Source organism: uncultured Limimaricola sp. (genome assembly GCF_964022235.1).
In the GTDB taxonomy this organism is placed as follows: domain Bacteria; phylum Pseudomonadota; class Alphaproteobacteria; order Rhodobacterales; family Rhodobacteraceae; genus Limimaricola.
This window is the reverse complement of sequence record NZ_CAXHZL010000005.1, coordinates 61,723-84,868: the sequence shown is the minus strand read 5'-3', so window position 1 is coordinate 84,868 and position 23,146 is coordinate 61,723. Positions and strand designations below refer to the sequence as shown.

23 protein-coding genes are annotated in these 23,146 nt (G+C 67.3%); 8 read left to right on the top strand and 15 right to left on the bottom strand.

The genetic code is table 11. The annotated features are described in order from the left end of the window. Window positions 1-185 precede the first annotated feature (185 nt). The gene (locus AADJ02_RS08400) at window positions 186-1,265 is read right to left on the bottom strand and encodes a porin (RefSeq protein WP_341212549.1); all 1,080 of its coding nucleotides are present in this window, start codon (window positions 1,263-1,265) and stop codon (window positions 186-188) included. A 180-nt stretch (window positions 1,266-1,445) separates the two neighbouring features. Here AADJ02_RS08400 and AADJ02_RS08395 point away from each other — a divergent pair, with 180 nt between their 5' ends. Beyond that, window positions 1,446-2,093: a YggS family pyridoxal phosphate-dependent enzyme gene (locus AADJ02_RS08395; RefSeq protein ID WP_341212548.1), complete on the top strand. Its 648-nt coding sequence runs from the start codon at window positions 1,446-1,448 to the stop codon at window positions 2,091-2,093. A 30-nt stretch (window positions 2,094-2,123) separates the two neighbouring features. Here the strand turns inward: AADJ02_RS08395 and AADJ02_RS08390 are convergent, their stop codons facing one another. Next, window positions 2,124-3,362, bottom strand: coding sequence for an MFS transporter (locus tag AADJ02_RS08390; protein ID WP_341212547.1), 1,239 nt, complete (start codon window positions 3,360-3,362; stop codon window positions 2,124-2,126). 97 nt (window positions 3,363-3,459) lie between these two features. Continuing rightward, a complete protein-coding gene (locus tag AADJ02_RS08385) occupies window positions 3,460-3,954 on the bottom strand; it encodes a GNAT family N-acetyltransferase (protein ID WP_341212546.1) in 495 nt (164 codons plus the stop codon). A 66-nt stretch (window positions 3,955-4,020) separates the two neighbouring features. Between AADJ02_RS08385 and zapE the strand changes: the two genes are divergently transcribed. Next, entirely contained in the window at window positions 4,021-5,094 is a 1,074-nt protein-coding gene (gene zapE, locus AADJ02_RS08380; RefSeq protein WP_341212545.1) for a cell division protein ZapE, read from the top strand. A gap of 318 nt (window positions 5,095-5,412) precedes the next feature. Here the strand turns inward: zapE and AADJ02_RS08375 are convergent, their stop codons facing one another. From AADJ02_RS08375 to accD, 3 genes are read right to left on the bottom strand one after another with little or no spacing between them, the layout of a single operon-like run. After that, window positions 5,413-5,928: a hypothetical protein gene (locus tag AADJ02_RS08375; RefSeq protein ID WP_341212544.1), complete on the bottom strand. Its 516-nt coding sequence runs from the start codon at window positions 5,926-5,928 to the stop codon at window positions 5,413-5,415. Continuing rightward, window positions 5,925-7,202 (bottom strand): folylpolyglutamate synthase/dihydrofolate synthase family protein, encoded by a 1,278-nt coding sequence (locus tag AADJ02_RS08370; protein ID WP_341212543.1) that lies wholly within the window; start codon window positions 7,200-7,202, stop codon window positions 5,925-5,927. The genes AADJ02_RS08375 and AADJ02_RS08370 overlap by 4 nt, the downstream gene beginning before the upstream one ends. Next, entirely contained in the window at window positions 7,199-8,194 is a 996-nt protein-coding gene (gene accD / locus AADJ02_RS08365) for an acetyl-CoA carboxylase, carboxyltransferase subunit beta (protein WP_341212542.1), read from the bottom strand. The genes AADJ02_RS08370 and accD overlap by 4 nt, the downstream gene beginning before the upstream one ends. A 315-nt stretch (window positions 8,195-8,509) precedes the next feature. Here accD and ilvD point away from each other — a divergent pair, with 315 nt between their 5' ends. From ilvD to AADJ02_RS08345, 4 genes are all read left to right on the top strand, one after another. Continuing rightward, window positions 8,510-10,243 carry a dihydroxy-acid dehydratase gene (gene ilvD / locus AADJ02_RS08360; RefSeq protein ID WP_341212541.1) on the top strand — a complete coding sequence of 578 codons (1,734 nt, stop codon included), beginning with the start codon at window positions 8,510-8,512 and terminating at the stop codon, window positions 10,241-10,243. Window positions 10,244-10,311: 68 nt separating this feature from the next. Then, window positions 10,312-10,875 (top strand): DUF6478 family protein, encoded by a 564-nt coding sequence (locus tag AADJ02_RS08355; protein WP_341212540.1) that lies wholly within the window; start codon window positions 10,312-10,314, stop codon window positions 10,873-10,875. 77 nt (window positions 10,876-10,952) lie between these two features. After that, window positions 10,953-12,968: an NADPH-dependent 2,4-dienoyl-CoA reductase gene (locus AADJ02_RS08350; protein ID WP_341212539.1), complete on the top strand. Its 2,016-nt coding sequence runs from the start codon at window positions 10,953-10,955 to the stop codon at window positions 12,966-12,968. A gap of 120 nt (window positions 12,969-13,088) precedes the next feature. Further along, a complete protein-coding gene (locus tag AADJ02_RS08345; protein ID WP_341212538.1) occupies window positions 13,089-13,994 on the top strand; it encodes a LysR family transcriptional regulator in 906 nt (301 codons plus the stop codon). Between the two features lie 73 nt (window positions 13,995-14,067). Here the strand turns inward: AADJ02_RS08345 and AADJ02_RS08340 are convergent, their stop codons facing one another. From AADJ02_RS08340 to AADJ02_RS08325, 4 genes are read right to left on the bottom strand one after another with little or no spacing between them, the layout of a single operon-like run. Further along, entirely contained in the window at window positions 14,068-15,036 is a 969-nt protein-coding gene (locus AADJ02_RS08340) for a cation diffusion facilitator family transporter (RefSeq protein WP_341212537.1), read from the bottom strand. 44 nt (window positions 15,037-15,080) lie between these two features. Continuing rightward, window positions 15,081-15,986 carry an OmpA family protein gene (locus tag AADJ02_RS08335; RefSeq protein ID WP_341212536.1) on the bottom strand — a complete coding sequence of 302 codons (906 nt, stop codon included), beginning with the start codon at window positions 15,984-15,986 and terminating at the stop codon, window positions 15,081-15,083. Beyond that, entirely contained in the window at window positions 15,983-16,669 is a 687-nt protein-coding gene (locus AADJ02_RS08330) for a GNAT family N-acetyltransferase (RefSeq protein ID WP_341212535.1), read from the bottom strand. Before AADJ02_RS08330 ends, AADJ02_RS08335 begins: the two co-directional genes overlap by 4 nt. Continuing rightward, window positions 16,666-17,388, bottom strand: a complete 723-nt coding sequence (locus AADJ02_RS08325) for a molybdopterin-binding protein (RefSeq protein WP_341212695.1) — start codon at window positions 17,386-17,388, stop codon at window positions 16,666-16,668. Before AADJ02_RS08325 ends, AADJ02_RS08330 begins: the two co-directional genes overlap by 4 nt. A gap of 129 nt (window positions 17,389-17,517) precedes the next feature. On the opposite strand from AADJ02_RS08325, the gene map reads away from it, so the two are divergent. Next, window positions 17,518-18,351: a type I methionyl aminopeptidase gene (gene map, locus AADJ02_RS08320; RefSeq protein WP_341212534.1), complete on the top strand. Its 834-nt coding sequence runs from the start codon at window positions 17,518-17,520 to the stop codon at window positions 18,349-18,351. A 3-nt stretch (window positions 18,352-18,354) separates the two neighbouring features. Here map and rsmD read toward each other — a convergent pair whose 3' ends face one another. Continuing rightward, window positions 18,355-18,915 carry a 16S rRNA (guanine(966)-N(2))-methyltransferase RsmD gene (gene rsmD, locus AADJ02_RS08315; protein ID WP_341212533.1) on the bottom strand — a complete coding sequence of 187 codons (561 nt, stop codon included), beginning with the start codon at window positions 18,913-18,915 and terminating at the stop codon, window positions 18,355-18,357. Continuing rightward, the gene (locus AADJ02_RS08310) at window positions 18,912-20,123 is read right to left on the bottom strand and encodes an FAD-dependent oxidoreductase (RefSeq protein ID WP_341212532.1); all 1,212 of its coding nucleotides are present in this window, start codon (window positions 20,121-20,123) and stop codon (window positions 18,912-18,914) included. The genes rsmD and AADJ02_RS08310 overlap by 4 nt, the downstream gene beginning before the upstream one ends. Window positions 20,124-20,212: 89 nt before the next feature. Between AADJ02_RS08310 and AADJ02_RS08305 the strand changes: the two genes are divergently transcribed. Continuing rightward, entirely contained in the window at window positions 20,213-20,701 is a 489-nt protein-coding gene (locus AADJ02_RS08305; RefSeq protein WP_341212531.1) for a peroxiredoxin, read from the top strand. Between the two features lie 62 nt (window positions 20,702-20,763). Here the strand turns inward: AADJ02_RS08305 and AADJ02_RS08300 are convergent, their stop codons facing one another. Genes AADJ02_RS08300 through AADJ02_RS08290 form a run of 3 tightly spaced genes read right to left on the bottom strand, consistent with a single transcriptional unit; the run spans window position 20,764 to window position 23,128 of the window. Further along, complete coding sequence (locus AADJ02_RS08300) at window positions 20,764-21,642, bottom strand: mechanosensitive ion channel family protein (RefSeq protein ID WP_341212530.1); 879 nt, start codon at window positions 21,640-21,642, stop codon at window positions 20,764-20,766. Then, window positions 21,642-21,929, bottom strand: coding sequence for a 4a-hydroxytetrahydrobiopterin dehydratase (locus AADJ02_RS08295; protein WP_341212529.1), 288 nt, complete (start codon window positions 21,927-21,929; stop codon window positions 21,642-21,644). Before AADJ02_RS08295 ends, AADJ02_RS08300 begins: the two co-directional genes overlap by 1 nt. Next, complete coding sequence (locus tag AADJ02_RS08290; RefSeq protein WP_341212528.1) at window positions 21,926-23,128, bottom strand: GNAT family N-acetyltransferase; 1,203 nt, start codon at window positions 23,126-23,128, stop codon at window positions 21,926-21,928. The genes AADJ02_RS08295 and AADJ02_RS08290 overlap by 4 nt, the downstream gene beginning before the upstream one ends. Window positions 23,129-23,146: the final 18 nt, after the last annotated feature.

Below are 23,146 nucleotides of genomic sequence, written 5' to 3'. Positions count from 1 at the left end.
TCCCTCGGATGGTCTGGCACGGGTCTGGCATGGAACGGGTGCGGGCGTTTCGGCCCGCTGGCGGTGATACTGCACATCGCGCGGCTGTGCCACTCCCGCGATCTTCTAATGCCCAAAGCACCCTGTACAAAAGCGAAGGGCGGCCCCGAAGGACCGCCCTTGCCTGATGTCGTGATCCGGTTGGATCAGAACTCGAAGGAGACCTCGACGGTCGTGCCTTCCTGGTACTCGGGATCGCCGATCTCGTCTTCCGAGTCGTCGCTGTCGTCGACGGCGTAGGACACGAGCAGCTGGGCGCCTTCGGCCAGAGCGTAGGTGGTGGCGACGTAGTAGTCGTCAGCCGCGTCGGACACACCGGCGTAAGCCATCAGGCCCATGCCGAAGTCGTAACCGGCTTCGATCGCCCAGTCCTCGGAGTCGTCCACGTTCTCCCAAGCGGTCGAGACGGTGATCGCACCCGAAACGTAGTCCACGGCGATGCCGTAGCCATCGTCCTGGGCCGATTCAGCGACGTAGAAGGCGCCGAGGGTGACCGGGCCGATCGGGAAGGCGGCTTCGATACCGGTCGAGTCTTCCTCGGTGGTCAGGTTACGAGCGTAGGCGACGTCGACGTCAGCGCCAGCGAAGGCGGTGCCGACCGAGATGCCGAAGATTTCGTCCGGCTCGAAATCGCCGCTGGCGTCGGAGAAGTCGTTCTCTTCGGTCTGGTAGGCGGTGGTGAACTGGAACGAGCCGAATTCGCCGTCAACGCCGACCGAGTACTGGTCGAGGGTGTCGCCGGGGCCGTTGAGGTTGTCATCGGTGGTGTTGTCGACCAGAGCCGAGAGCGAAACGCCAAGGCCGTAGGCCATGAAGTCACCGCGCAGCACGGTCTCGCCGTCGGTCTCGGAGAAGCCGTCCTGCTCCATTTCCGAAACGCCGTTCCAGCGCTTGTTGGCAGCCTGGTCGGTGTCGCCGAAGTACAGGCCGGCGGTCTCGGAGGTCAGCGACAGCACGTAGCCGTCGGCCAGCATGTCGAAGTCGTCGACTTCGTTGTCGGTCAGGTCGACGGTCACGGTGGCAGCGGCGGTCAGGCCGTTGTCGAGCTCTTGGCTCAGGGTAACACCGAGCTCGGCGTCCCAGTAGAAGCCGAGATCGTCATCAGCTTCGCTGATGGCGTCGGTGTTGTTGTAGCCCAGAGCGGCTTCGCCGTTGAAAGCGACTTCGGCAGCGGCGGCGCCGGCGAAAGCCACGATCGAGGCCGAGGCGAGCAGGATGCGTTTCATGAATTTCCCTCGTGTTTGCATTCCCGAGAATGCCAGTCGAGCCAGCATTGAGGTTTTCATTGCGCACCGGGCCCTTCACACTCAAGGAGTTTGGCCCCGCCACCCGGCCCTGCCTCATAATTGATGCAACGGTGTCACACACATGTCAGGCAGAAAGCCGGAACTTTTCAGGAGATACGCATGTCGCTCGACCAGATCAGCAGCAGCATTGATGCCGCGGCCCGCGCCGCAGGTCGCGACCCCGCCGACGTCACCCTCGTCGCGGTGTCCAAGATGCAGCCCGAAGAGCGGGTGCTGCCGATTCTGGAGGCCGGGCAGAAGGTATTCGGCGAGAACAGGGTGCAAGAAGCGCAAGGCCGCTGGGGTGCCTTGGCACCGCGTTTCCCGGGCATCGAGCTGCACATCATCGGGCCGCTCCAGACCAACAAGGCCCGCGCCGCCGTGGAGATCGCCCATGCGATCCACTCGCTCGACCGGCCCCGGCTCGCCGAGACGCTGGCGCGGCTGGCGCAGGAGCGCGGCACCTGTCCGGAGCTTTTCGTGCAGATCAACACTGGTGAGGAGCCGCAGAAGGCGGGCGTATTGCCCGGCGAGGCGGATGGATTCGTCGCCCGTTGCCGCGAGTTGGATCTGCCGGTGGTCGGGCTGATGTGCATCCCGCCAGCCCAAGAGACGCCAGAGCCGCATTTCGACATGCTGCGCGAGATGGCAGCGCGCAACGGTCTCGCCGGGTTGTCGATGGGGATGAGCAGCGATTTCGAAGCCGCCATCGCGCGCGGTGCCACCCATGTGCGGGTGGGCTCGGCGATCTTCGGCGCGCGGGACTAGGTCGCGCGCAATACCGCATTCATGCCGTGCTCAGGCCGGGACGGCCATCGGCGCGCGCCGCTCGCGAATCGGCAGGTGCACGATGGCCGAGAGCGCGCCGACGCCGACACCGATCCACCACACCGCCTCGTAGCTGCCGTAAGCGTCGTACATCCGCCCCCCGAGCCAGACGCCCATGAAGCTGCCGAGCTGGTGGGAGAAGAACACGATGCCATAGAGCGTGCCCATGTAGCGCAGCCCGTAGAGATGCGCGACGAGGCCCGAGGTCAGCGGCACCGTGGCGAGCCACAGGCTCCCCATCACGCCCGAGAAGATCAGCACCGTCGCGGGCGTCATCGGCGTCAGGATGAACCACGCCGCCGCCAGCGTCCGGCCCGTGTAGATCCCCGCCAAAAGATACTTGCGGCTGTAGCGCTTGCCCGCCCAGCCCGCTGCGAGGGTGCCCGCGATATTCGCGAGGCCGATGATCGAGATCGCCACCGCGCCCAAGCCCGCTGTGGTGGTGATCCCCATCGAGGCCAGCACGCTGCCCGCGGCGATCGGCGCGCAGATTTCGGTCACGAAGGCCGGGAAATGCGCAGTGATGAAGGCCAGCTGGTAGCCGCAGGAGAAAAAGCCGAGGAATATCAGCGCATAGGAGGGGTCGCGCGCGGCCCGGCCCAGAACGCGCGCCATGCTTTCCTGCAGCTCCGCCGTCGAGGCGGGCGCGGGCGAGCGCATCATCGGCAGGACAAGCAGCGTCGACAGGATCAGCCCGGCGAAGACGAGGAACACCGACTGCCACGCCATGTAGCCCAGCAGGATCTCTGCCATCGGCGCGCCGAAGACCTGACCCGCCGAGCCCGCCGCCGTCGCCACCGCGAGCGCCATCGAGCGGTTGTCGTCCGAAGCGGCCCGGCCCACGACCGCGAGTATCACGCCAAAACCGGTTCCCGCGATGCCAAAGCCCACGAGGATCTCAAGCATCTGATGCTGCAGCGGACTGGTGGCCCCCGCCGACAGGATCAACCCCGCCGCATAGGCCAGCGCCCCCAGTACGATCGCTTTGCGATCGCCGACCTTCTCGGCCATCGCCGCGAAGAGCGGCTGCCCGAAGCCCCAGGCGAGGTTCTGGATCGCGATGGCGAGCGAGAACTCCGCGCGCGGCCAGCCGAATTCCTCGGCGACCGGGATCTGGAACACGCCAAAACTCGCGCGGATGGCGAACCCCACCATCACGATGATGCATCCGGCGACAAGAACGGGGGTGATGAGCGGCTGGCGTGTCATGCGAGATAAAGGCGGCGATCACGCGGCGCTGTCAATCCATGCCATGCGCATGTAGCGGTCTTTGGATCAAGTATTCGAAAAGCTAAGTGGCCCCGCCTCAAAGAACGGGCGCCGTGTCCCATAGGTAGAGCAGATCTGTGATCTCCGCCTTGCCGATCCGCTCGGGGCGGCGCTCGGCCAGCCGTGCGCCCGTGGCCTCGTAGAATCGGCAGGCCCGGTCGTTCCCGCACAGCACCATCGCCGAAAGCGGACCGGGGCTGGGGGCGAGGGCCGCCGCGAACAGCGCACGGCCAAACCCCCGGCCTTGGGCCGCGCGTGTGAGGTAGAGCGCGTAGAGCTCCTCCGTGACGCCACGCACGGCAAGTGCCGCCTCGCGCTGCGGGCCGATCTGCGCGAAACCGGCCCCCGGCGCGATCATGATACGGCTCGTCCCTTGGGCGATCTGACGTTCCCATTGGCGCAGGCGCAGGTCGCGGTCGTAGCGGGCTATCTCCTCGGCGGGGACGAGGCCGGGATAGGTTTCGGACCAGCAGGTCACGTGCAGCGTGGCAAGCTCGGTCACGTCGTCGGGCAGGGCGGGTCGGATCTCCATGGCCCCGAACCCTGCCGCGCGCGGGGCGGCTTTGCAATGTGACAGGCGGCGGCTATGTCGCTCGGCATGAGCATACAGGACGCCTACCGAGCCCGCGTCGAAAGCGGCGCGCTGAAACCCGATCCGGCGCAGGAGGCGGCGCTGCCCGCGCTCGACCGCGTCGCGCGCGATCTCGCCCGTCAGCCGGAGCCGCAATCCGGCGGCTGGTTTCGCAAGCCCAAGCCGCCGGAGCCGGTCAAGGGCCTCTACTTCTGGGGCGGTGTCGGGCGCGGCAAATCCATGCTAATGGACCTGCTCTACGACGAGATCGACCTGCCCAAGGCGCGCTGGCACTTCCACGCCTTCATGCAGCGCGTCCACGCCGACATGAACAAGGCCCGCGCGCGCGGCGTCGACGACGCCATCGCCCCGGTGGCCGAAGGTCTGGCGGGCGAGCTGCGATTCCTCGCCTTCGACGAGATGCAGATCACCGACATCACCGACGCGATGATCGTGGGGCGGCTGTTCGAAAAGCTGTTCGAGCAAGGCGTCACCATCGTCACCACGTCGAACCGGGTGCCGGATGACCTCTACAAGAACGGGCTGAACCGACAGCTCTTCGTGCCCTTCGTCGAAAAGCTGAAGGCGCGGATGGAGGTGCTGGAACTGGCCAGCCCCACCGACCACCGGCAGGGGCGGCTCAAAGGGTCCGAGAGCTGGATCATGCCGGGCGATTCGACCGCGCGGGCCAGGCTCGACGCGATCTGGGAGGATCTGGCCGGTGCGCCCGGCGGCGAGCCGCTGGTATTGAGGGTTTCAGGGCGCGAGGTGACGGTGCCCGAATACCGCAACGGCATCGCGCGAGCAGGGTTTCATGAGCTGTGTGGCAAGCCGCTGGGGGCCGCCGACTATCTCGCTCTGGCCGAAGCGGTGAAGATCTTGATGCTCGACGGCATCCCGCGCCTGTCGCGGTCGAACTTCAACGAGGCCAAGCGTTTCGTGACGCTGGTCGACGCGCTCTACGAGGCCAAGACCCGGCTGGTGGCATCGGCCGCCGCCTCGCCGGCGTTTCTTTATGTCGAGGGCGAGGGCAGCTTCGAGTTCGAACGCACCGCGAGCCGCCTCGAAGAGATGCAGGCCGAAGGCTGGGGACGCGCCTGACGTCGATCGGAGAAGGTGTATAGTCTGGGGAGGGTGAAGGAGGCCGCTTCCCGTGGCCTCCCTCCTGACTGCTCGAACAAACCTGCTGAAGTCCCGATCTTTGGCGTCAGGATCTTCGTTTCGTTCCCCTGAAAACCAGATGCCCAGCCTCGGATGGGTAGGTCAACCATGAGGGGAAGTTCCGTAACGTCTTGAACGTAGAGCGGGATTCGCGCGCCGTGACGTAATTTTTGCGTGGATGAGTCTGCTGATCGGAGGCTGACGAAGCCCAGTCCCATGATGACGCGACGTCTTTCAGCTTGGGCGCCCTCCGGCCTCTCACATGTCATTCGAGAGCAGGAATTCGTTTCGGCAATCGGGGTTGACGGGATCGGGGCCAGCGAAAAGCGGCGTCTGCCAGGGAATTGTCGATTCGGTAACGAATCGTCCGTCGACGCAAACGTCCTGCCCGCCGCTGCCCGCGTTGAAGCCGAATCCCGGTGTGCCGCAATCGGCGACGCCGCCATCGGCGTTCCAAGCCTGAAACACCCCGATGCCGGGCATGGGAAAGCGCATCTCCTGCGGATCGAACTCCAAGCGCCAGCTTGTCTCTGGCCGCAGGGCCTCGAGAGTCCAGCCGCCGATCCGCGCGCCGTTATGCCAGCCGGTGATCTCGAACCGGGTGACATCGTCTTGGGTGATGCGGGATGCGCTCAAAAGCGTGTCGGGAAACACCATCGTGCCGGTCATCGTGTAGCCCGCGGCACCGCGCCAGCAAAACTGCAGCTCCACCGCCTGCACGGGCAGGGCAAGCGCGGCGACCAGCGCCGCGAACGGCACCGGCCCATACCTCATCCGTTTTCGCGCAGCACATGCCCCGCAAGGTAGAGCGAGCCGCAGATCAGGATGCGGGCGGCGGGGGCCTGCTCGACGATGTCGCGGATCGCCTGCGCCACGTCTTCGGCCTCGGAAACCTCGGCGAAGCCCGCCACGCGCGCGGCCTGCGCGGTCTGGGTCGCGGGGATGGTGTTGGCCTCGCCGGGGATCGACACGGCGTGCAGCCCCTGAGCCACGCCCGCCATGGGACGCAAGTATCCCGCGATGTCCTTGGTGTTGAGCATGCCGCAGACCAGATGCGTGGGCCTCCGGGGCAGGGCTCGCAGCGTTTGTGCCAGCACCTCGCCCGCCGCCGGGTTGTGGCCGCCGTCGAGCCACAGCTCGGCCGTACCGGCGAGATCCACCAGCGGACCGTGCGACAGACGCTGCATCCGGGCGGGCCAGTCGGCGCGCGTCGCGGCCTCGGCCGCAGCCTCGCCTTGGCCCAGCGCGCGCAAGCTTGCGATGGCGGTGCCCGCGTTGACGATCTGGTGCGGCCCGCGCAGGCGCGGCAGCGGCAGGTCGAGCAATCCGCGCTCGTCTTGATAGATCAGCCGATCGCGCTCGGTGGTGACGTGCCAGTGCTGGCCATGCGCCAGCAGCGGCGCGCCGAGCCGCGCGGCGCGCGCCTCGATCACCTCGAGCGCCGCCTCGTGCTGGGGTGCCACCACGCAAGGCACGCCGCGCTTGAGGATGCCGGCTTTCTCGCCTGCGATCTCTTGGATCGTCTCGCCGAGATACTGCTGATGATCGAGATCGACCGGCGTGATGACAGTGAGCGCCGGACGCTCGACCACGTTGGTCGCATCCAGCCTGCCGCCGAGACCGGTCTCCAGAAGCGTCCATTCGGCGGGCGTCTCGGCAAAGGACAGCAGCGCCGCCGCCGTGGTGATCTCGAAATAGGTGATCGGATCTGGGCCGTTCGCGGTATGGGTGCGGTCGAGCAGCGCCGTCAGCGCCTCTTCGGAGATCAGATCGCCCGCGAGGCGGATCCGCTCGTGAAACCGCGCCAGATGCGGCGAGGTATAGGCATGGACCCGGTCGCCCGCGGCCTCGAGCCCGGCGCGGATCATCGCCTGGGTCGAGCCCTTGCCGTTGGTGCCCGCGAGGTGGATCACCGGCGGCAATCGCCGCTCGGGGTGATCGAGCGCTGCCAGCAGCCGCCACACCCGGTCGAGCGTGAGATCGATGACCTTTGGGTGCAGCGTCATCATCCGCGCGAGAATCGCGTCGGAGCCGGGTGCCGTTGTCATTTCTTCGGCGTCTCGGCTTTCGACGCGGTGGGGGCGGGCTTGGCGGCGGGGCTCGCGACCGTTGCGCCCTTGGCAGCCTCGGCCTCCTTGGCCGCCGCCGGTTCCGGCGTCGCCGGGGCGGGCAGGTCGGCCATCACCGCCTGCGGCAGACCCATGAGCATCCGGGTAACGGTGATCAGCTCGTCGCGCATCTTGCCGCGCGGCGTCACTCGGTCGAGCATGCCATGGTCGAGCAGGTATTCGGCGCGCTGGAACCCCTCGGGGAGCTTCTCGCGGATCGTCTGTTCGATCACGCGCGGGCCCGCGAAACAGATCAGCGCGTTCGGCTCGGCGATCTGCACGTCGCCCAGCATCGCATAGGAGGCGGTGACGCCGCCGGTGGTCGGATGCGTGAGCACCACGATATAGGGCAGCCCCGCCTCGCGCAGCATCTCGACCGCGACCGTGGTGCGCGGCATCTGCATCAGCGACAGGATCCCCTCCTGCATCCGCGCGCCACCGGCGGCGGAGAACAATACCAAAGGCGCCTTGAGCTTTACCGCCCGCTCGGCCGCCGCGATGATGGCGTTGCCGACATACATGCCCATCGAGCCCGCCATGAACGAAAAGTCCTGACCGGCGGCGACGATCTTGGTGCGGCCGATCTCGCCCTCGGCCACCAGCATCGCCTCCTTCTCGGAGGTCTTGCGGCGGGCTTCCTTGATCCGGTCGACGTATTTCTTCTGGTCGCGAAAGTTGAGCGGATCGGTGATCGGCTCGGGCACCTTCACCTCCGAGAACACGCCGCCGTCGAACAGCGCCTTGAAGCGGTCGCGGGGCGTGATCGCCATGTGGTGATCGCAATTGGTGCAGACGTTGAGATTGTCGGCCAGTTCGCGGTGGAACAGCATCGTGCCGCACTCGTCGCACTTGGTCCACAGGTTCTCGGGCACCTCGCGGCGCGAGAAGATCGAGTTGATCCGCGGACGGACGTAGTTGGAAATCCAGTTCATCTTGCTGCTCCGGGCGCGCGTCGGGTCGACAGGGGAGATACGCTTCGTGCGGAAGGATTGCAATTCTGGCGGTGCCTTGGGGTCTTGGAGTGCTGGCGCAGCGCACGCGGCTGGCCCGGCCCTGACGCCGGGATGGCATCAGGCCTTGCGCGATCTGTCCCGCAATGCCGCCCGAACGGGGCAATCCTTGCGCCGATGTCGGTGCCCGAGGTCGAAATCTGTGCGATTGGTCAATATCGGAGGCCCATCCCGCCTTGCCGCGACGGCGGGGCCTGTCTATCCCTAGCCGCAACCAATTCCGGGAAGGGACAGCCCATGCAGAACGCCCGTTTCGACAAGACGAAACTGCCCAGCCGCCATGTGACCGAAGGGCCCGAGCGCGCGCCGCATCGGAGCTACTTCTATGCCATGGGCATTTCCGAGGAAGAGATTCACCAGCCTTGGGTCGGCGTCGCCACCTGCTGGAACGAAGCCGCGCCGTGCAACATCGCGCTGAACCGTCAGGCGCAATCGGTGAAGATGGGCGTGAAGAAGGGCGGCGGCACGCCGCGCGAATTCACCACCATCACCGTCACCGACGGCATCGCCATGGGCCACGAGGGCATGCGCTCCTCGCTCGCCTCGCGTGATGCCATCGCCGACACGGTCGAGCTGACCATGCGCGGCCATTGCTACGACGCCATCGTCGGCCTCGCGGGCTGCGACAAGTCGCTGCCGGGCATGATGATGGCGATGGTGCGTCTCAACGTGCCGTCGGTGTTCATCTATGGCGGGTCGATCCTGCCGGGTCGGCTCAATGGTCGCGATGTCGTGGTGCAGGACGTGTTCGAGGCCGTGGGCCAGCACGCCGCAGGCAACATGACCGACGCCGAACTCGACATCCTCGAGCGGGTGGCCTGCCCCTCGGCGGGTGCCTGCGGCGGCCAGTACACCGCCAACACCATGGCCTGCGTCTCCGAGGCGATCGGTCTGGCGCTGCTGAACTCCTCGGGCGCACCCGCACCTTACGAGAGCCGCGACCAGTACGGCGATTTCTCCGGTCAGGCGGTGATGAACCTGATCGAGAAGAACATCCGCGCCCGCGACATCGTCACGCGCCAAAGCCTCGAGAACGCGGCGCGGGTCGTCGCCTGCACCGGCGGCTCGACCAACGCCGGCCTGCATCTTCCGGCCATCGCGCATGAGGCGGGGATCGATTTCGACCTGCTCGACGTCTGCAACATCTTCCTCGACACGCCCTATTTCGTGAACCTGCGTCCGGGCGGCGAATACGTCGCCAAGGACCTGCACGAGGCAGGCGGCGTGCCGGTCGTCATGAAGGAGCTGCGCAAGGCGGGGCTGCTGCACGAGGACTGCATCACCGCATCGGGCAAGTCGCTCGGCGAAGAGCTGGACCTGATCGAGCGCGAAGCCGATGGCCGCGTGATCCACACCGTCGCCAGCCCGATCACCAAGACCGGCGGCGTCGTCGGTCTCAAAGGCAACCTCGCGCCCGACGGTGCGATCGTGAAGGTCGCGGGCATGAAGACCGAAGAGCAGGTCTTCACCGGCCCCGCCCGTGTGTTCGAATGCGAAGAAGAGGCCTTCGAGGCGGTGCGCAAGCGCGAGTACTCCGAGGGCGATGTGATCGTCATCCGCAACGAGGGCCCCGCTGGCGGACCCGGCATGCGCGAGATGCTCTCGACCACCGCCGCCCTTTCGGGACAGGGCATGGGCAAAAAGGTGGCACTGATCACTGACGGTCGCTTCTCAGGTGCGACGCGCGGCTTCTGTGTGGGCCATGTTGGCCCCGAGGCCGCGCATGGCGGGCCGATCGCGCTGCTGAAGGACGGCGACGTGATCACCCTCGACGCCACCAAGGGCGAGATCTCGGTCGATCTCTCGGACGCCGAATTGGCCGAGCGCAAGGGCGCCTGGAAAGGTGCGCGGACCAACGACTACACCGCCGGTGCGCTGTGGAAATACGCGCAGCTGGTCGGCTCGGCCCGAAAGGGCGCGGTGACGCATCCCGGCGCCGCCGGCGAGAGCCACGTCTACATGGACCAGTGAGACGCGGCGGCCTCCTTGGCGCGCGGCTTGGTCTGACGCGCCTGCGACGGTCTCCTTCCAAGGGAGCCATGCAGGCGACCTCGCCGCTGCGCCAACCGGGGGCCGACTGGGCCTGGCGCCCCGGCCCTTGGGCCGGGGCCATGCCGTGTGTCGGAGGGACGCCCCTCGAGACCGGAGCCGATCTGGGCGACGGGGTGCGGCTGTTTCACGACGCGACATCGGGCATCCGGCTTGAGCGGCCCGAGGTCGGGCCGCAGGGGCCTTGGGCGCTGCATCTGCGCGCCGACGGGTTCGACGGCGGCTTTGTGAGCCTCGCCATCGCGCTGCCCGACGCGGTGCTTGCGGGGCTGAGACGCCGGCATCTTCTGGGGGTCGATGTCGATCTCGGGGCGCAGGGCCTGCCGCGCGCCTTTGCCCGGCTTAACCTGCGCCAAGGCCCCAACAGCGAGGTGCTGCTGCGCGGCCTGCCCGAAACCGGCCCCACCGGCACCGAGTTCGATCTGTGGTCCCTCGAGACCGATCCGGATCGGGTCGAATCGGGATGGATCGATCTGATCTTCGAGGCACCGCTGCCCGGGCGGATCGAGATTGCCGATCTGGTGATCCAGCGCAGGCCCCGCGCCGCTTTCTGACACCGCGCGGCTGACGTCGCGTCGAGGATGACGCGCGCGTCAATCATGGCCACTCTCGCGCCACGAGGGAGGCCATGATGACCGATTATCCGAAACTGCTGTCGCCGATCACGCTCGGGGGGCTGACCCTGCCCAACCGGGTGCTCATGGGCTCGATGCACACCGGGCTTGAAGAGACCGGCGACTGGGACCGTGTGTCCGCCTTCTATGCCGCCCGCGCGCGCGGCGGCGTCGGTCTGATGGTCACGGGCGGCATGGCGCCCAACCGCGAGGGCGGAGTTTACCCGGGCGCGGCGGGGCTGTTCACCGAAGCCGACATCGCCAACCACGCCCGCGTCACCAGTGCGGTGCACGCGGCGGGTGGGCGCATCGCCATGCAGATACTGCACGCCGGGCGCTATGCCTACTCCAAGCACTGCGTCGCCCCTTCGGCGATCCGCTCGCCGATCAGTGCCTTTACACCCACCGCGCTCGACGAGGACGGCATCGAGACGCAGATCGCCGACATCGCCACCGCCGCCGCCCGCTCGGTCGAGGCGGGCTATGACGGGGTCGAGGTGATGGGATCGGAGGGCTATTTCCTCAACCAGTTTCTCGCTCCTCGCACCAACCGCCGCGAGGATCGCTGGGGCGGCAGCCTCGAGAATCGGATGCGTCTGCCGGTCGAGGTGGTGGCCCGGGTGCGCGCGGCGCTGGGTCCCGACAAGCTGCTGATCTACCGCATCTCACTTCTCGATCTGGTGACCGAGGGCCAGGAATGGTCCGAAATCGTGGCGCTGGCCCATGCCGTGACCGAGGCCGGGGCCGATGTGCTCAACACCGGCATCGGCTGGCACGAGGCGCGAGTGCCGACCATCGTGACGAGCGTGCCGCGCGCCGCCTTCGCGCATCTGACCGCGAAGCTGCGCGCGGAGGTCTCGGCGCCGGTCATCGCCTCGAACCGGATCAACACGCCCGAGGTGGCCGAGGACATTCTGTCCGAGGGGCAGGCCGACATGATCTCGATGGCGCGGCCCTTCCTTGCCGACCCCGATTTCGTTGCCAAGGCAGCGCGCGGCGAGGCGGAGCAGATTGCGCCCTGCATTGCCTGCAACCAAGCCTGCCTCGACCATACCTTCTCGGGCAAACTGTCGAGCTGTCTCGTTAATCCACGCGCCTGCCACGAGACCGAGCTGGTGCTCGAGCCGGTGACGGCGCCGCGCCGCATCGCGGTGGTGGGGGCCGGACCGGCGGGTCTCTCGACCGCGCTGGCGGCGGCCGAGCGCGGCCATGCGGTGACCTTGTTCGACAAGGCGGACCGCGTCGGCGGACAGCTCCACTATGCTGCCGCGATCCCCGGCAAGGAGGAATTCCGGGGACTAATCGATTGGTTCGAGACCCAAATCGCCGCCAGTGCCGTCGATCTGCGGTTGGGCCACGCGCCGGAGGCGGAGGATCTTGCCAGCTACGACGAGGTGATCGTCGCCACCGGCGTGCGTCCGCGCGATCCGGGCATTCCGGGGCAGGACACCGCCAACGTGATCTCCTACGCCGATCTGCTCTCGGGCCGCGCCAAGGCCGGGCCGCGCGTGGCCGTGGTGGGGGCAGGCGGCATCGGCTTTGACGTGGCCGAATATCTTGTCACCGGACACAGCACCACCATCGACCCCCCCGCGTGGCGCATCGAATGGGGGGTGAGCGACCCGTCGGTGGCGCGCGGCGGCCTCGCCCCAGAAGGGCCGCGTCCCGACCCCGCGATCCGCCGTGTCACGCTGCTGCAGCGCAAGGCCGAGAAACTGGGCAAACGCCTTGGCAAGACCACCGGCTGGGTGCACCGCGCAGGACTTCAGATGCGCGCCGTCGAGATGCTGGGCGGGGTAAGCTATGACCGCATCGACGCGCAGGGTTTGCACATCACCACCCCCGAGGGGCCACGGCTGATCGAGGCCGACACCATCGTGCTTTGCGCCGGTCAGGAGAGCGAGTGCAGCCTTGCCGATGCGCTGCTGTTGCGCGGCATCAAGGCCCATGTGATCGGCGGCGCGGATCTGGCGGCGGAGCTGGACGCCAAGCGCGCCATCGACCAAGGCACGCGGCTCGCGGCCATCCTCTAGCTGTTTCCGCATACGCACCTGTCGCCGGTAAACCGCTTTATTGTCAGGGCGCCGACCCAATCATGCCCGAATCTCACGTCAGTTAGGGGGCTGACCGCAACGATAGGGTGGAGACCGGCCATGGACAGGCTGACAGAGATGGAGGCCTTTGCCACCGTGGTGGACCAAGGTGGGTTCACCGACGCGGCGCGCAAGATGGGGATCTCCAAGTCCGCCGTCTCCAAGCATGTCTCCTCGCTCGAGGCACGGCTGGGGGCGCGGCTCTTGAACCGCACCACGCGCCGGGTCTCGCCGACCGAGATCGGGCTGGCCTATTACGACCGGGCGCGCCGCGTGCTCAACGACGCAGGCGAGGCCGACGCGCTGGTCACCTCGATGCAATCGGCCCCGTCGGGGCTGCTCCGGATCTCCGTTGCCACGGATTTCGGCGTGAATCATCTGAGTCCGGTCCTGGGCGATTTCTTGCAGGAATTCCCGGACATCACCGTCAACATGGTGCTCAACAACCGCTTCGTGGAGCTGATCTCCGAAGGCTTCGACATGGCGGTACGGATCGGTGAGCTGGAGGACAGCACGCTGCGGGCCCGCAAGCTGACCGAAACCTCCAAGAAGATGATTGCCTCGCCCGCCTATTTCGAGCGCTACGGGCGGCCCGCGCGGATCGACGATCTGAACGAGCACAAGCTGCTGCACTACTCCAATGCCTCGAACGGCGCGGTGTGGAAGCTGACCGCCCCTTCGGGCGAAAAGCGGCAGGTGCGCACGGCGGGCTGGCTGACGGTCAACGACGGCCAATCGCTGCTCAACGCCTGCATCGGCGGGCTTGGCATCGCCTATCTGCCCTCCTTTCTCTACGCCGACGCGCTCAAGAAAGGTCTCGTGGAAGAGGCGATCCCGAACCTGCCCACCGAGACGCAGGGCGTCTATGCGGTCTATCCGCCGGGGCGCTTCACGCAGCCCAAGGTCCGCGCCTTCATCGATTTTCTTGTCGAGGTCTTTGCCGAGAAAGGCCCCGACACCTGGTGATCCCCAGAGGCGGTTCCTGCATCCCGCTTCCAACTTGGCGGCCCCTCCGGGGGCCGTCTTTTTTCGTTCGCCATCATCCGTGGCCGATGGCGTTCGCGCCTTCGCAGCTGTGGCAGGCGCATTCCATCTCGAGCGTCACGTGACCGATGCCGAACCTTTCGCCCAGCGCGTGCTTGATGCGCGCCTTGATGCCGTCGGCCTCGGACCAGCGCCCTTCGGCCACCGAGACATGCGCGTCGAGTGCGGCCGCGTTCTCCTGCATTTGCCACAGGTGCACGTGGTGGACCGAGGCCACGCCGTCGAGGCCGCGCAGGTGGTCGAGCACGGCGCGCGTGTCGAGATCGGGCGGCGCGCCGAGCATCAGGATGCGGATCACCCCGCCGATCTGCGCGAAGGACATCCACAGGATGTAGCCCGCGATCGCCAGCGTCACCACCGGATCGACCCAAGCCCAGTCGAACACCAGCACCGCCACGCCCGCGACGATGACCGCGACCGAGCCCAGCGCGTCGGCAAGGTTGTGCAGGAAGGCGGCGCGGATGTTCACGCTGTCCTTCGACATCGAATAGGTGAGCGCCGCCGTCACCAGATCGACCACGAGTGCGAGACCCGCGACCCAGACCATGATCCAGCCCGCCACCGGCTCTGGCGAGAAGAACCGCGCGATGGCCTCGTAGCCAAGGTAAAGCCCGATCAGGATCAGCGAGGTGTAGTTCACCAACGCCGCCACCACCTCGGCTCGCCCGTAGCCGAAGGTCATTTCGGCATCGGCGGGACGCCGGGCGATCTTGCGCGCGGCAAAGGCGATGACCAGCGACACCGCGTCAGACAGGTTGTGCAGCGCGTCGGCGATGAGCGCGAGGCTGCCCGAGACGATGCCGCCGATGATCTGCACCACCGTCAGAACGAGGTTGACCGCGATCGCCCCCGCCACGCGCCAATCGCCCGCTTCGGGGTCGATGTGATAGTGATGGCCGTGGCCGCCGCCGGAACCGTGGCCGTGGCCATATCCTCGCCCATGGTCGTGCGAATGCCCTGCCATGCGTCTCTCCTTCGTGTGAAAGGAAAGCACGCGGCAGGCGAAGATCAACCCCCGGAAACCACGGCTTCGACCCGCCGGTTGGCGGCGCGGCCCGCCTTTGTGGCGTTGGTGGCGCGCGGGGCCAGCCATCCGGCCCCTTGGGCGTCGATCCGTTCGCGGCCCAGCCCGTGATCGCGCAGGAGCCGGTCGCGCACCGCTTCGGCGCGGCGGCGTGACAGGGCGATGTTGGCATCGAGCGCGCCCGTCATGTCGGTATGGCCCACCAGCACGATGCGCAGCTTCGGGTTGGCGGAAAGCCATGCGGCCAGCGCCGCGAGGGCAGGGCCGCCGCCCGCCCCGAGCGTCGCGGCGCCGGGGGCAAAGGCGATCCCGTCGAGCACGGCATGGCCGTCTCGCGAGAGCGCCGAGGCAATCTCTCCGGCGGGCGGAGGGGGGGCAGGGGACGGGGCGACGGGGGGTGCCCCTTCGGGCGTCACCGAAATCACCTGCAGATGTCCGGTGTTGCCGGTTCGGCTCGCCAGCGCGCTGACCGCCTCGGGGCCTCGGGGCGTATCGCGCCGCGCCGACAGGAACCGAAAACTGCCAAGATCGACATGCATCTCGGGCGGTGGCAGCACCTCGGTGCCGAAGCGAAAGTCGAAGCCGCCGCAGGCCTCGGCCGCACAGTCGAGCAGGATATCGAAGCCCGAAGCCTCCAGCGCCGCGCGGATCGGCGCGATCAGACCCGCAGGGGGCGGCGCGTTCGGGGTGATGCGCCAAGCCCGCGTCTCGATCCGACCCGTGATCGGCGTCATAGGGGGTGGGGCGTCCTGCGCCGGGCCGATGGGCAGGGCGTAGTCCTCGGTCTCGCGTTGCGTCTCGGCGGTGAGCACGGCCCCTGCCGGCACCGGAAGCTCCAGCGCCGCGCCGATGCCGGGCCACAGAACCAGCAGCAGCGCCGCGCGGATCATGCCGCCCCGCGCCGGTAATGGTAAGAGGTGACCTCCGCGTAGCCCAAGCCCGCATAGAGCGCGCGGGCCGGGGCGTTGGCGCGGGTCACGGCGAGGGTGAGTGTGAGGGCACCTTGGGCCCGCGCCCAGCCCGCCGCCATCTCCATCAGCGCCCGACCGACGCCACGGCGGCGCGCCGAGGCCGCGACCTCAAGCGCGTGCAGCATGGCGACGCTCCCGTGGCGGCCCACGAAGGCGCAGCCGCCGGGATGGTCCAGCACGGCCTTGGGTGCTGCGACCCGTTCCATCACCGCGATGCGCGAGGGACCAATGCCGCCATCGGCCCAAAGTGCGAGCTGATCGGCGGTAGGCGGCCAGTCCGCCTCAGGCGCGGCGATGTCGAGCGCATCGAGAGGGGCCGCGAGGATCAGCGTCGGGTCCGCCAAAATATAGCCCCGCGCTGCGAGCACCGCGTCGAGCGCCTCCTCGCCCGCGCGGACCATGAACAGGGGCGTGTATCCCTCTAGATGCATCGCGGCCTCTGCAGCCTCGATGTCGCGCGCTTCGAACGGCCCTTCCAGCGTCGCTGCCGAGACCCGGGACCCGCCGCCCGCGCCGTCGCGAAGCCGCACCGGGCCGAGATCGCGCACGGCGCGGGCCGGCCATGTAGCGGCGAGCGCGGCAAAGCCCGCGTCAGGCGTCACGCCGGGAATTGCTCGGACAGCGTTACCAGCACCGCCTCGATCTCGGCCCCGTCGCTGCCGCGGATCACGATGTTGGTGCCGGTGACGCCGTTTTCGGAAAACGGATAGGAGCCGATGGCCAGCATTGGATGCGCCTTGGCGAGATCCGAGAGCGACTCGGCCACGTCGCCCTCGCCGCGCTCGATGCGGAAAGACTGCGACAGCACCGGGCGCCCGCCGGGGATCCGGGGCAAGAGCCCCGCCAGCATCGCTTCGAAGATGCGCGGCACACCTGCCATGACGTGCACGTTGCGCAAGCTGAACCCCGGCGCGGCGCTGATCGGATTGTCGATGAGAGCGGCGCCGTCGGGGATGCGCGCCATGCGCAGGCGGGCGGCGTTCAGCTCAACGCCGCGCGCCTCGTAATGCGCGGCGAGAATCGCGCGCGCGTCGTCGCGGATGCCGATGGGCGTGCCCATCGCGGCGGCGACGGCCTCGGCGGTGATGTCGTCATGCGTCGGGCCGATGCCGCCAGAGGTGAAGACATGGTCATGCGCCGCCGACAGGGCCCGCACCGCCGCGACGATGATCTCGTGATCGTCCGAGACGACCCGGCTTTCGCGCAGGTCGATGCCACGCAGCGTCAATTCCTTTGCCAGATGATGCATGTTGCTATCGCGGGTGCGCCCCGAAAGAATCTCGTCCCCGATCACGAGCATGGCGGCGGTGGGGTTGGTCATCTGGTCGGTCATGGGGGCGGGCTCCGGTTGGCTGTTTCAAGGTATAGGCCGGGGCGGCATCCATTTCCACGCGGGCGGGTGGATTCCGCTCTGCATAAGGCCTATTTCAGGACGAAAGGGATAGAGGTGATGACTTTGGACGAGACCGCCGCCGACGAACGCAAGGGCCGCCTGACCCGTGATGGCATCCGCATCCACGATCTCGAGGACTTCGGGGGCATGAACCGTGCCGGGCGCCTCGCGGCCACGATCCTCGACGATATCGCCGAGCATGTCGTCGTGGGGCAGCGCACATCGGAGATCGACCGGGTCATCACCGACCTGATCGATCAGGCCAATGCCAAGAGCGCCACGATCGGCTACAAGGGCTACCAGCACGCCAGCTGCATCTCGGTCAACCACGTGGTCTGCCACGGCATTCCGGGCGACAAGAAGCTGAAAGACGGCGATATCCTCAATGTCGACGTCACCGTGATCGTCGACGGTTTTTATGGCGATACCAGCCGGATGTATGTGGCCGGAAAGCTGCCGCGCAAGGCCGAGCGGCTGATTCAGGTGACGCATGACGCGCTGATGAAGGGGATCGAGGTCGCGCGGCCGGGCAACACATTCGGCGACATCGGTCACGCGATCCAGAGCTTCGTCGAGGAAAACCGCATGTCGGTGGTGCGCGATTTCTGCGGCCATGGCATCGGAAAGGTGTTCCACGCGCCGCCCAACGTGCTGCATTACGGCCGCCCCGGGACCGGGCCGGTGCTGGAGGAGGGCATGTTCTTCACCATTGAGCCGATGGTGAACCTAGGCCGCCCCGAGACCAAGGTGCTGGGCGACGACTGGACCGCCGTGACCCGCGACAAGTCGCTCTCGGCGCAGTTCGAGCACACCATCGGCATCACCGCGCAGGGCAACGAGATCTTCACCCTGTCGCCCGCCGACCGGTTTCATCCCACTTGGGACATCTGAGACTTAGCTGTCGCGCTCTAAAAGTGTGACATGGGTGTCGCCGTAGCGGCGCGTATCGAGGGGGATGAATCCCTCGGGCGCGGGCTGCGGCGCGCTCTCCTCCCAGACGATCAGCGCACCGGGGGCGATCCAGCCACCCGCGATGGCCGATGCCAAGGCCTGCGCGCCCAGCCCTTTGCCATAGGGCGGATCGAGAAAGACGAGGCTCGCGGGGGTGTCGGTCGCGGGTAGGCGGGTGGCGTCGCATCTGAGATGCGTGGTGCACGCCTCGGCCCGCAACTTGGCCACGTTCTCGCGGATCAGCTTTCCCGCCACGCGCCCGTCATCGACGAAGGTGACATGGGACGCGCCGCGCGACAGCGCCTCCAGCCCCAGCGCGCCAGTGCCCGCGAAGAGATCGAGCACCCGCGCCTCCTCGATCGGATCGCCGTAGCGCCCGCCCACCAGCGCGTTGAACAGGCTCTCGCGCACCCGGTCCGCGGTGGGGCGCAGATGCGCCCCCGCGTCGCCTTTTCCGACGGCGGCCAGCGCTAGGCCGCGATGCGCGCCCGCGATGATCCTCATTTGAGCAGCGCCTTGAGCTCGGTGGCCGGATCGGTGGCAAGCGCCGGGTCAGGCGAGCGGCCCGCTTCGATCAGCCGCTTGCCGACCATATAGGCGCGGCTGTCGTTCATCGCGTCCACGGCGATCAGCTTGTCGCCCCGGTAATACCAGTGCGACGCCTGCGCAGGCGTCTCGCCGGGGCGGACATGCACCGCGTCCCAGCCTGCGTTCAGCCCCGCGATCTGCAGCTTGGTGTCGAACTGATCCGACCAGAACCACGGGCGGGGGCGGTATTCGACGCCACGGCCCAGCATGTTGAGCGCCGCGTTCTCGGCCATGTCGATGGCGTTGCCGACGCTCTCGAGCCGAATGCGCATGTCGGCCCACAAAAGCGAGGCGCAGTCGCCCGCAGCCCAGATGCTCTCGTCCGAGGTGCGGCAGTGGATGTCGCAGCGGATGCCGTTGTCGATGGCGAGGCCCGCCGGTTCCGCCAGTCCCGTGCCCGGTGCCACGCCCACCCCGACGATGGCGAAGTCGGCCGCGATCTCGGTGCCGTCCGTGAGCCGCGCGCCGGTGACGCGCCCTTCGCCCAAGAGCCGCTCCAAGCCCACGCCCTCGCGAATCTCGACGCCGTGGCGGGCGTGCAGATCGCGAAAGAAGGCCGAGGTCTCGGGCGCGGCGACGCGCTGCAGGATGCGTTCGGCCTGCTCGATCACAGTGACCTTCAGCCCGCGCTTGGCGGCCACCGCCGCCGCCTCCAGCCCGATGTAACCGCCGCCGACCACCAGCAGGCGGCGGCCTTCGGTCATCTCGGGGGCGAGCGTGTCGGCGTCGTGCAGATCGCGCATGGTGAAGACGCCCGCCAGATCGCCGCCGATGGCAGCGGGCAGGCGGCGCGGATGCGCGCCGGTGCAGAGAGCCAAACGTTCGTAGGGCAGGGTTTCGCCGTCCGAGAGCGTCACGGTCTTGGCACCCGCATCGAGCGCGCTTGCCGTCACCCCAAGGCGCAGGTCGATGTCGTGCTCGGCGTACCACGCCTCGGGCCGCAGAAAGAGCCGCGCCTTTTCCATGTCCCCAAGCAGGTAGGCCTTCGACAGCGGCGGGCGTTGGTAGGGCGGGGCGGTTTCGGCCCCGATCAGGGTGATGCGCCCGTCGAAGCCCTCGGCCCGCAGCTTGGCCACGAGCGACGATCCGGCCTGTCCGGCCCCGATCACGACGAAATGGGACATGCGGTCCTCCCCTTGGTTTCAGTGGCCCGGCTGCGGGCGGCAGACTATATCCCCTGCCATCGACCGCAATCGCGAAAGGGCGCGCAGGCATGACGATCACAGTTGGAGACAGGCTGCCACAGGCGGATCTGCTGCGGATGGGGGCCGATGGGCCGGAAAAGGTTGCGCTGGGCGATCTGCTTGAAGGCCGCCGCGTGGTGATTTTCGGCCTGCCGGGGGCCTACACCGGCACCTGCTCGACCGCGCATGTGCCGAGCTTCATCCGCGCGATGGAGGCGTTGCGGGGCAAGGGTGTCGACGAGGTGATCTGCCTTTCGGTCAACGATCCCTTCGTGATGAAGGCTTGGGGTGAGGCGACGGGGGCCGCGCAGGCGGGGATCACCATGCTCGGCGATGCGTCCTGCGCGTTCACCTCCGCCATCGGTATGGAGTTCTCGAACCCCGATCGCGGCTTCATCCGGCGCAGCAAACGTTACGCTCTGATGGCCGAGGACGGGGTGGTGAAGGTCTGGCACCCCGAGGAGGCGACCGGAACCTGCGATATTTCGGGCGGGGAGAGCATGGCCGCGGCGATCTGATCACGATGTGAAAAGGGGGGCGCGAGGCCCCCCTTTTTTTTCCATTAGGTGCGACGGCGTAACTACTCCGCGGCGTGACGCTGCTTTTCGTCGTCCTTGGGCTGAGAGCCAAGGACGGTGCGCGTCGGAAAGGGGATCTCGATCCCGGCGTTGTCGAGCGCTTCCTTGACCTTGCGGGTGCAGTCGGTCTGAAAGCCCCATGCGTCCGAGTTGGCGCACCAGACCCGCACCGTGAAATCGACCGAAAAATCGCCCAAGTTGCTCACCTGAATGAAAGGCTCGGGGTCGTTCATGGCGCGCGGGTCGGCCATGATCGTGTCCATGATGGTCTTCTCGGCCACCGCGAGGTTCGAGCCGTAGCCCACGCCGAAGACCCACTGCACGCGGCGTGTCGGGTTGGCCGAATAGCTGACGATGGTGTTGCCCCAAACTTGGGAGTTGGGGACGATGATCTGCACGTTCTGCAGATCGGCCAGTTCGATGTAGTTGAGCGAGATCGCCTTCACCGTACCCATCTGGCCATTGATGACGACGAAATCGCCAAGCTTGAAAGGCCGGAACAGCACGATCATCACGCCCGCCGCCACGTTCGACAGCGTGCCCTGAAGGGCGAGGCCGACGGCAAGACCGGCGGCACCGATGACGGCCACGACCGAGGTGGTCCGCACCCCGAGCGTGTTGAGCACGATCAGCACCGAAAAGCCGACCACGGCGTACCAGACGATGTTGGAGAGAAAGTCGAACAGCGTCTGGTCGAGCTTGGAATGGCGCGAGGCCAGCCCCTTGATCCGGCGCGAGAACCAGCCCGCGATGATGAAACCCGCCGTCAGCACGAAGATCGCGCTGAGCGTGCCTCCAAGGATCGCGGTGAGAAATTCGAGCGTCAGAAGATCGCCGAGCGAGGTGCCCGACCATAGCTCGGTGTTGAGAACGTCTTGCATCAGGCCTCCGCCAGCTTGTCCATCTTCGACGCGAGCTTTGCGTCGAGGTCTGTCAGTCCATCCGCGTCATGGGTCATGAGCGTGACGGTCACGGTGCGGTAGCTGTTGGACCATTCGGGGTGATGATTCAACTTCTCGGCCCATAAAGCGCAGCGTGTCATGAAGCCGAAGGCTTCAACAAAGTTTGAAAAGCGAAAGCTTTTGGTCACCGCGTCGCGGTCCTCCTCGGCCTGCCATCCGGCGGCCCTGAGGGTCTTGCGCCCCGCATCGTCGAGCGTGCCCGTCATTCCTGATCCTCCATGCGCGTGCGCCGAAACGGGCCATAGCCCGTCAGCACCTCGATTTCCTCGTCCACCGCCACGCGCTCGGCCTCGAGATAGCGGGCCACCGCGTCGCGAAAGCTAGGCTCCGCGATCCAGTGCAGCGATTGCGTCGCCACCGGCAGATAACCTCGCGCCAGCTTGTGCTCGCCCTGCGCGCCCGCTTCGACGCGGGGCATGCCATGCGCCAATGCCCAGTCGATCGCCTGATAATAGCATAGCTCGAAATGCAGGAACGGGTGGTGTTCGAGCGCGCCCCAGTAGCGACCGAACAGCGTGTCGCGCCCGATCAGGTTCAACGCGCCCGCCACCGGCCGGTCGGCGTCCGAGGCGAGAATCAGCAGCATGTCGTCGCGCAGGGTGTCGTGCGCGATCTCGAAAAATTCGCGGGTGAGATAGGGCGAGCCCCATTTGCGCCGCCCGGTGTCCTGATAGAAGGCCCAGACCGCGTCCCAGTGATGCGGCTTCAGGTCGTCCCCGGTGAGATGCGCGATATCGAGCCCGGAGGCGCGCGCCCCCTCGCGCTCCTTGCGGATGGTCTTGCGCTTGCGCGAGGACAGCGCCGCGAGAAAGCCGTCGAAGTCGCCATAACCCTCATCGATCCAGTGAAACTGCTGGCCCGTGCGGCGCATCAGTCCCATCTGTTCGCCCGCCACCGCCTCGGCCGGTGAGCAGAAGGTGACATGTAGCGAGGAAAGGGAATTATTGGCGGCGAGCTGCACGGCGCCCTGCACCAGCGCCGCCATGCCGTCGACCTCGAAGCCGGGCTTGGTGAGCAACCGCCGCCCCGTCACCGGGGTGAAGGGCACCGCGATCTGCAGCTTGGGGTAATAGTCCCCGCCTGCGCGCTCAAAGGCGTCGGCCCAAGCGTGGTCGAAGACGTATTCGCCCTGGCTGTGGCCCTTGGCATAAAGCGGCGCGCAGGCGATCAGCTCGGCCCCACGCCGGGCTGCGAGATAGTGCGGTTGCCAGCCGGTGCCGGGGCCGACCGAACCACTATCTTCCAGCGCCGAGAGAAACCGGTGCGTGGTGAAGGGGTCGCGTGGTCGGCCCTCTTTGGCCTCCGGGCAGGCGCAGCCATCCCACTCGGGCGCGGGGATGTCGCGCAGGCTGGCATGGGCGGTGATCTCGACCACCGCCGCGGGGTCCGTGTCTGTCTGGCTCATGGGCGCAGAGTTGGCCCC

Coding starts and splice junctions, on each gene's coding strand:
- AADJ02_RS08400 (WP_341212549.1), bottom strand. CDS start 1,265: ATGAAACGCATCCTGCTCGCCTCGGCCTCGATCGTGGCTTTCGCCGGC.
- AADJ02_RS08395 (WP_341212548.1), top strand. CDS start 1,446: ATGTCGCTCGACCAGATCAGCAGCAGCATTGATGCCGCGGCCCGCGCC.
- AADJ02_RS08390 (WP_341212547.1), bottom strand. CDS start 3,362: ATGACACGCCAGCCGCTCATCACCCCCGTTCTTGTCGCCGGATGCATC.
- AADJ02_RS08385 (WP_341212546.1), bottom strand. CDS start 3,954: ATGGAGATCCGACCCGCCCTGCCCGACGACGTGACCGAGCTTGCCACG.
- zapE (WP_341212545.1), top strand. CDS start 4,021: ATGAGCATACAGGACGCCTACCGAGCCCGCGTCGAAAGCGGCGCGCTG.
- AADJ02_RS08375 (WP_341212544.1), bottom strand. CDS start 5,928: ATGAGGTATGGGCCGGTGCCGTTCGCGGCGCTGGTCGCCGCGCTTGCC.
- AADJ02_RS08370 (WP_341212543.1), bottom strand. CDS start 7,202: ATGACAACGGCACCCGGCTCCGACGCGATTCTCGCGCGGATGATGACG.
- accD (WP_341212542.1), bottom strand. CDS start 8,194: ATGAACTGGATTTCCAACTACGTCCGTCCGCGGATCAACTCGATCTTC.
- ilvD (WP_341212541.1), top strand. CDS start 8,510: ATGCAGAACGCCCGTTTCGACAAGACGAAACTGCCCAGCCGCCATGTG.
- AADJ02_RS08355 (WP_341212540.1), top strand. CDS start 10,312: ATGCAGGCGACCTCGCCGCTGCGCCAACCGGGGGCCGACTGGGCCTGG.
- AADJ02_RS08350 (WP_341212539.1), top strand. CDS start 10,953: ATGACCGATTATCCGAAACTGCTGTCGCCGATCACGCTCGGGGGGCTG.
- AADJ02_RS08345 (WP_341212538.1), top strand. CDS start 13,089: ATGGACAGGCTGACAGAGATGGAGGCCTTTGCCACCGTGGTGGACCAA.
- AADJ02_RS08340 (WP_341212537.1), bottom strand. CDS start 15,036: ATGGCAGGGCATTCGCACGACCATGGGCGAGGATATGGCCACGGCCAC.
- AADJ02_RS08335 (WP_341212536.1), bottom strand. CDS start 15,986: ATGATCCGCGCGGCGCTGCTGCTGGTTCTGTGGCCCGGCATCGGCGCG.
- AADJ02_RS08325 (WP_341212695.1), bottom strand. CDS start 17,388: ATGACCAACCCCACCGCCGCCATGCTCGTGATCGGGGACGAGATTCTT.
- map (WP_341212534.1), top strand. CDS start 17,518: ATGACTTTGGACGAGACCGCCGCCGACGAACGCAAGGGCCGCCTGACC.
- rsmD (WP_341212533.1), bottom strand. CDS start 18,915: ATGAGGATCATCGCGGGCGCGCATCGCGGCCTAGCGCTGGCCGCCGTC.
- AADJ02_RS08310 (WP_341212532.1), bottom strand. CDS start 20,123: ATGTCCCATTTCGTCGTGATCGGGGCCGGACAGGCCGGATCGTCGCTC.
- AADJ02_RS08305 (WP_341212531.1), top strand. CDS start 20,213: ATGACGATCACAGTTGGAGACAGGCTGCCACAGGCGGATCTGCTGCGG.
- AADJ02_RS08300 (WP_341212530.1), bottom strand. CDS start 21,642: ATGCAAGACGTTCTCAACACCGAGCTATGGTCGGGCACCTCGCTCGGC.
- AADJ02_RS08295 (WP_341212529.1), bottom strand. CDS start 21,929: ATGACGGGCACGCTCGACGATGCGGGGCGCAAGACCCTCAGGGCCGCC.
- AADJ02_RS08290 (WP_341212528.1), bottom strand. CDS start 23,128: ATGAGCCAGACAGACACGGACCCCGCGGCGGTGGTCGAGATCACCGCC.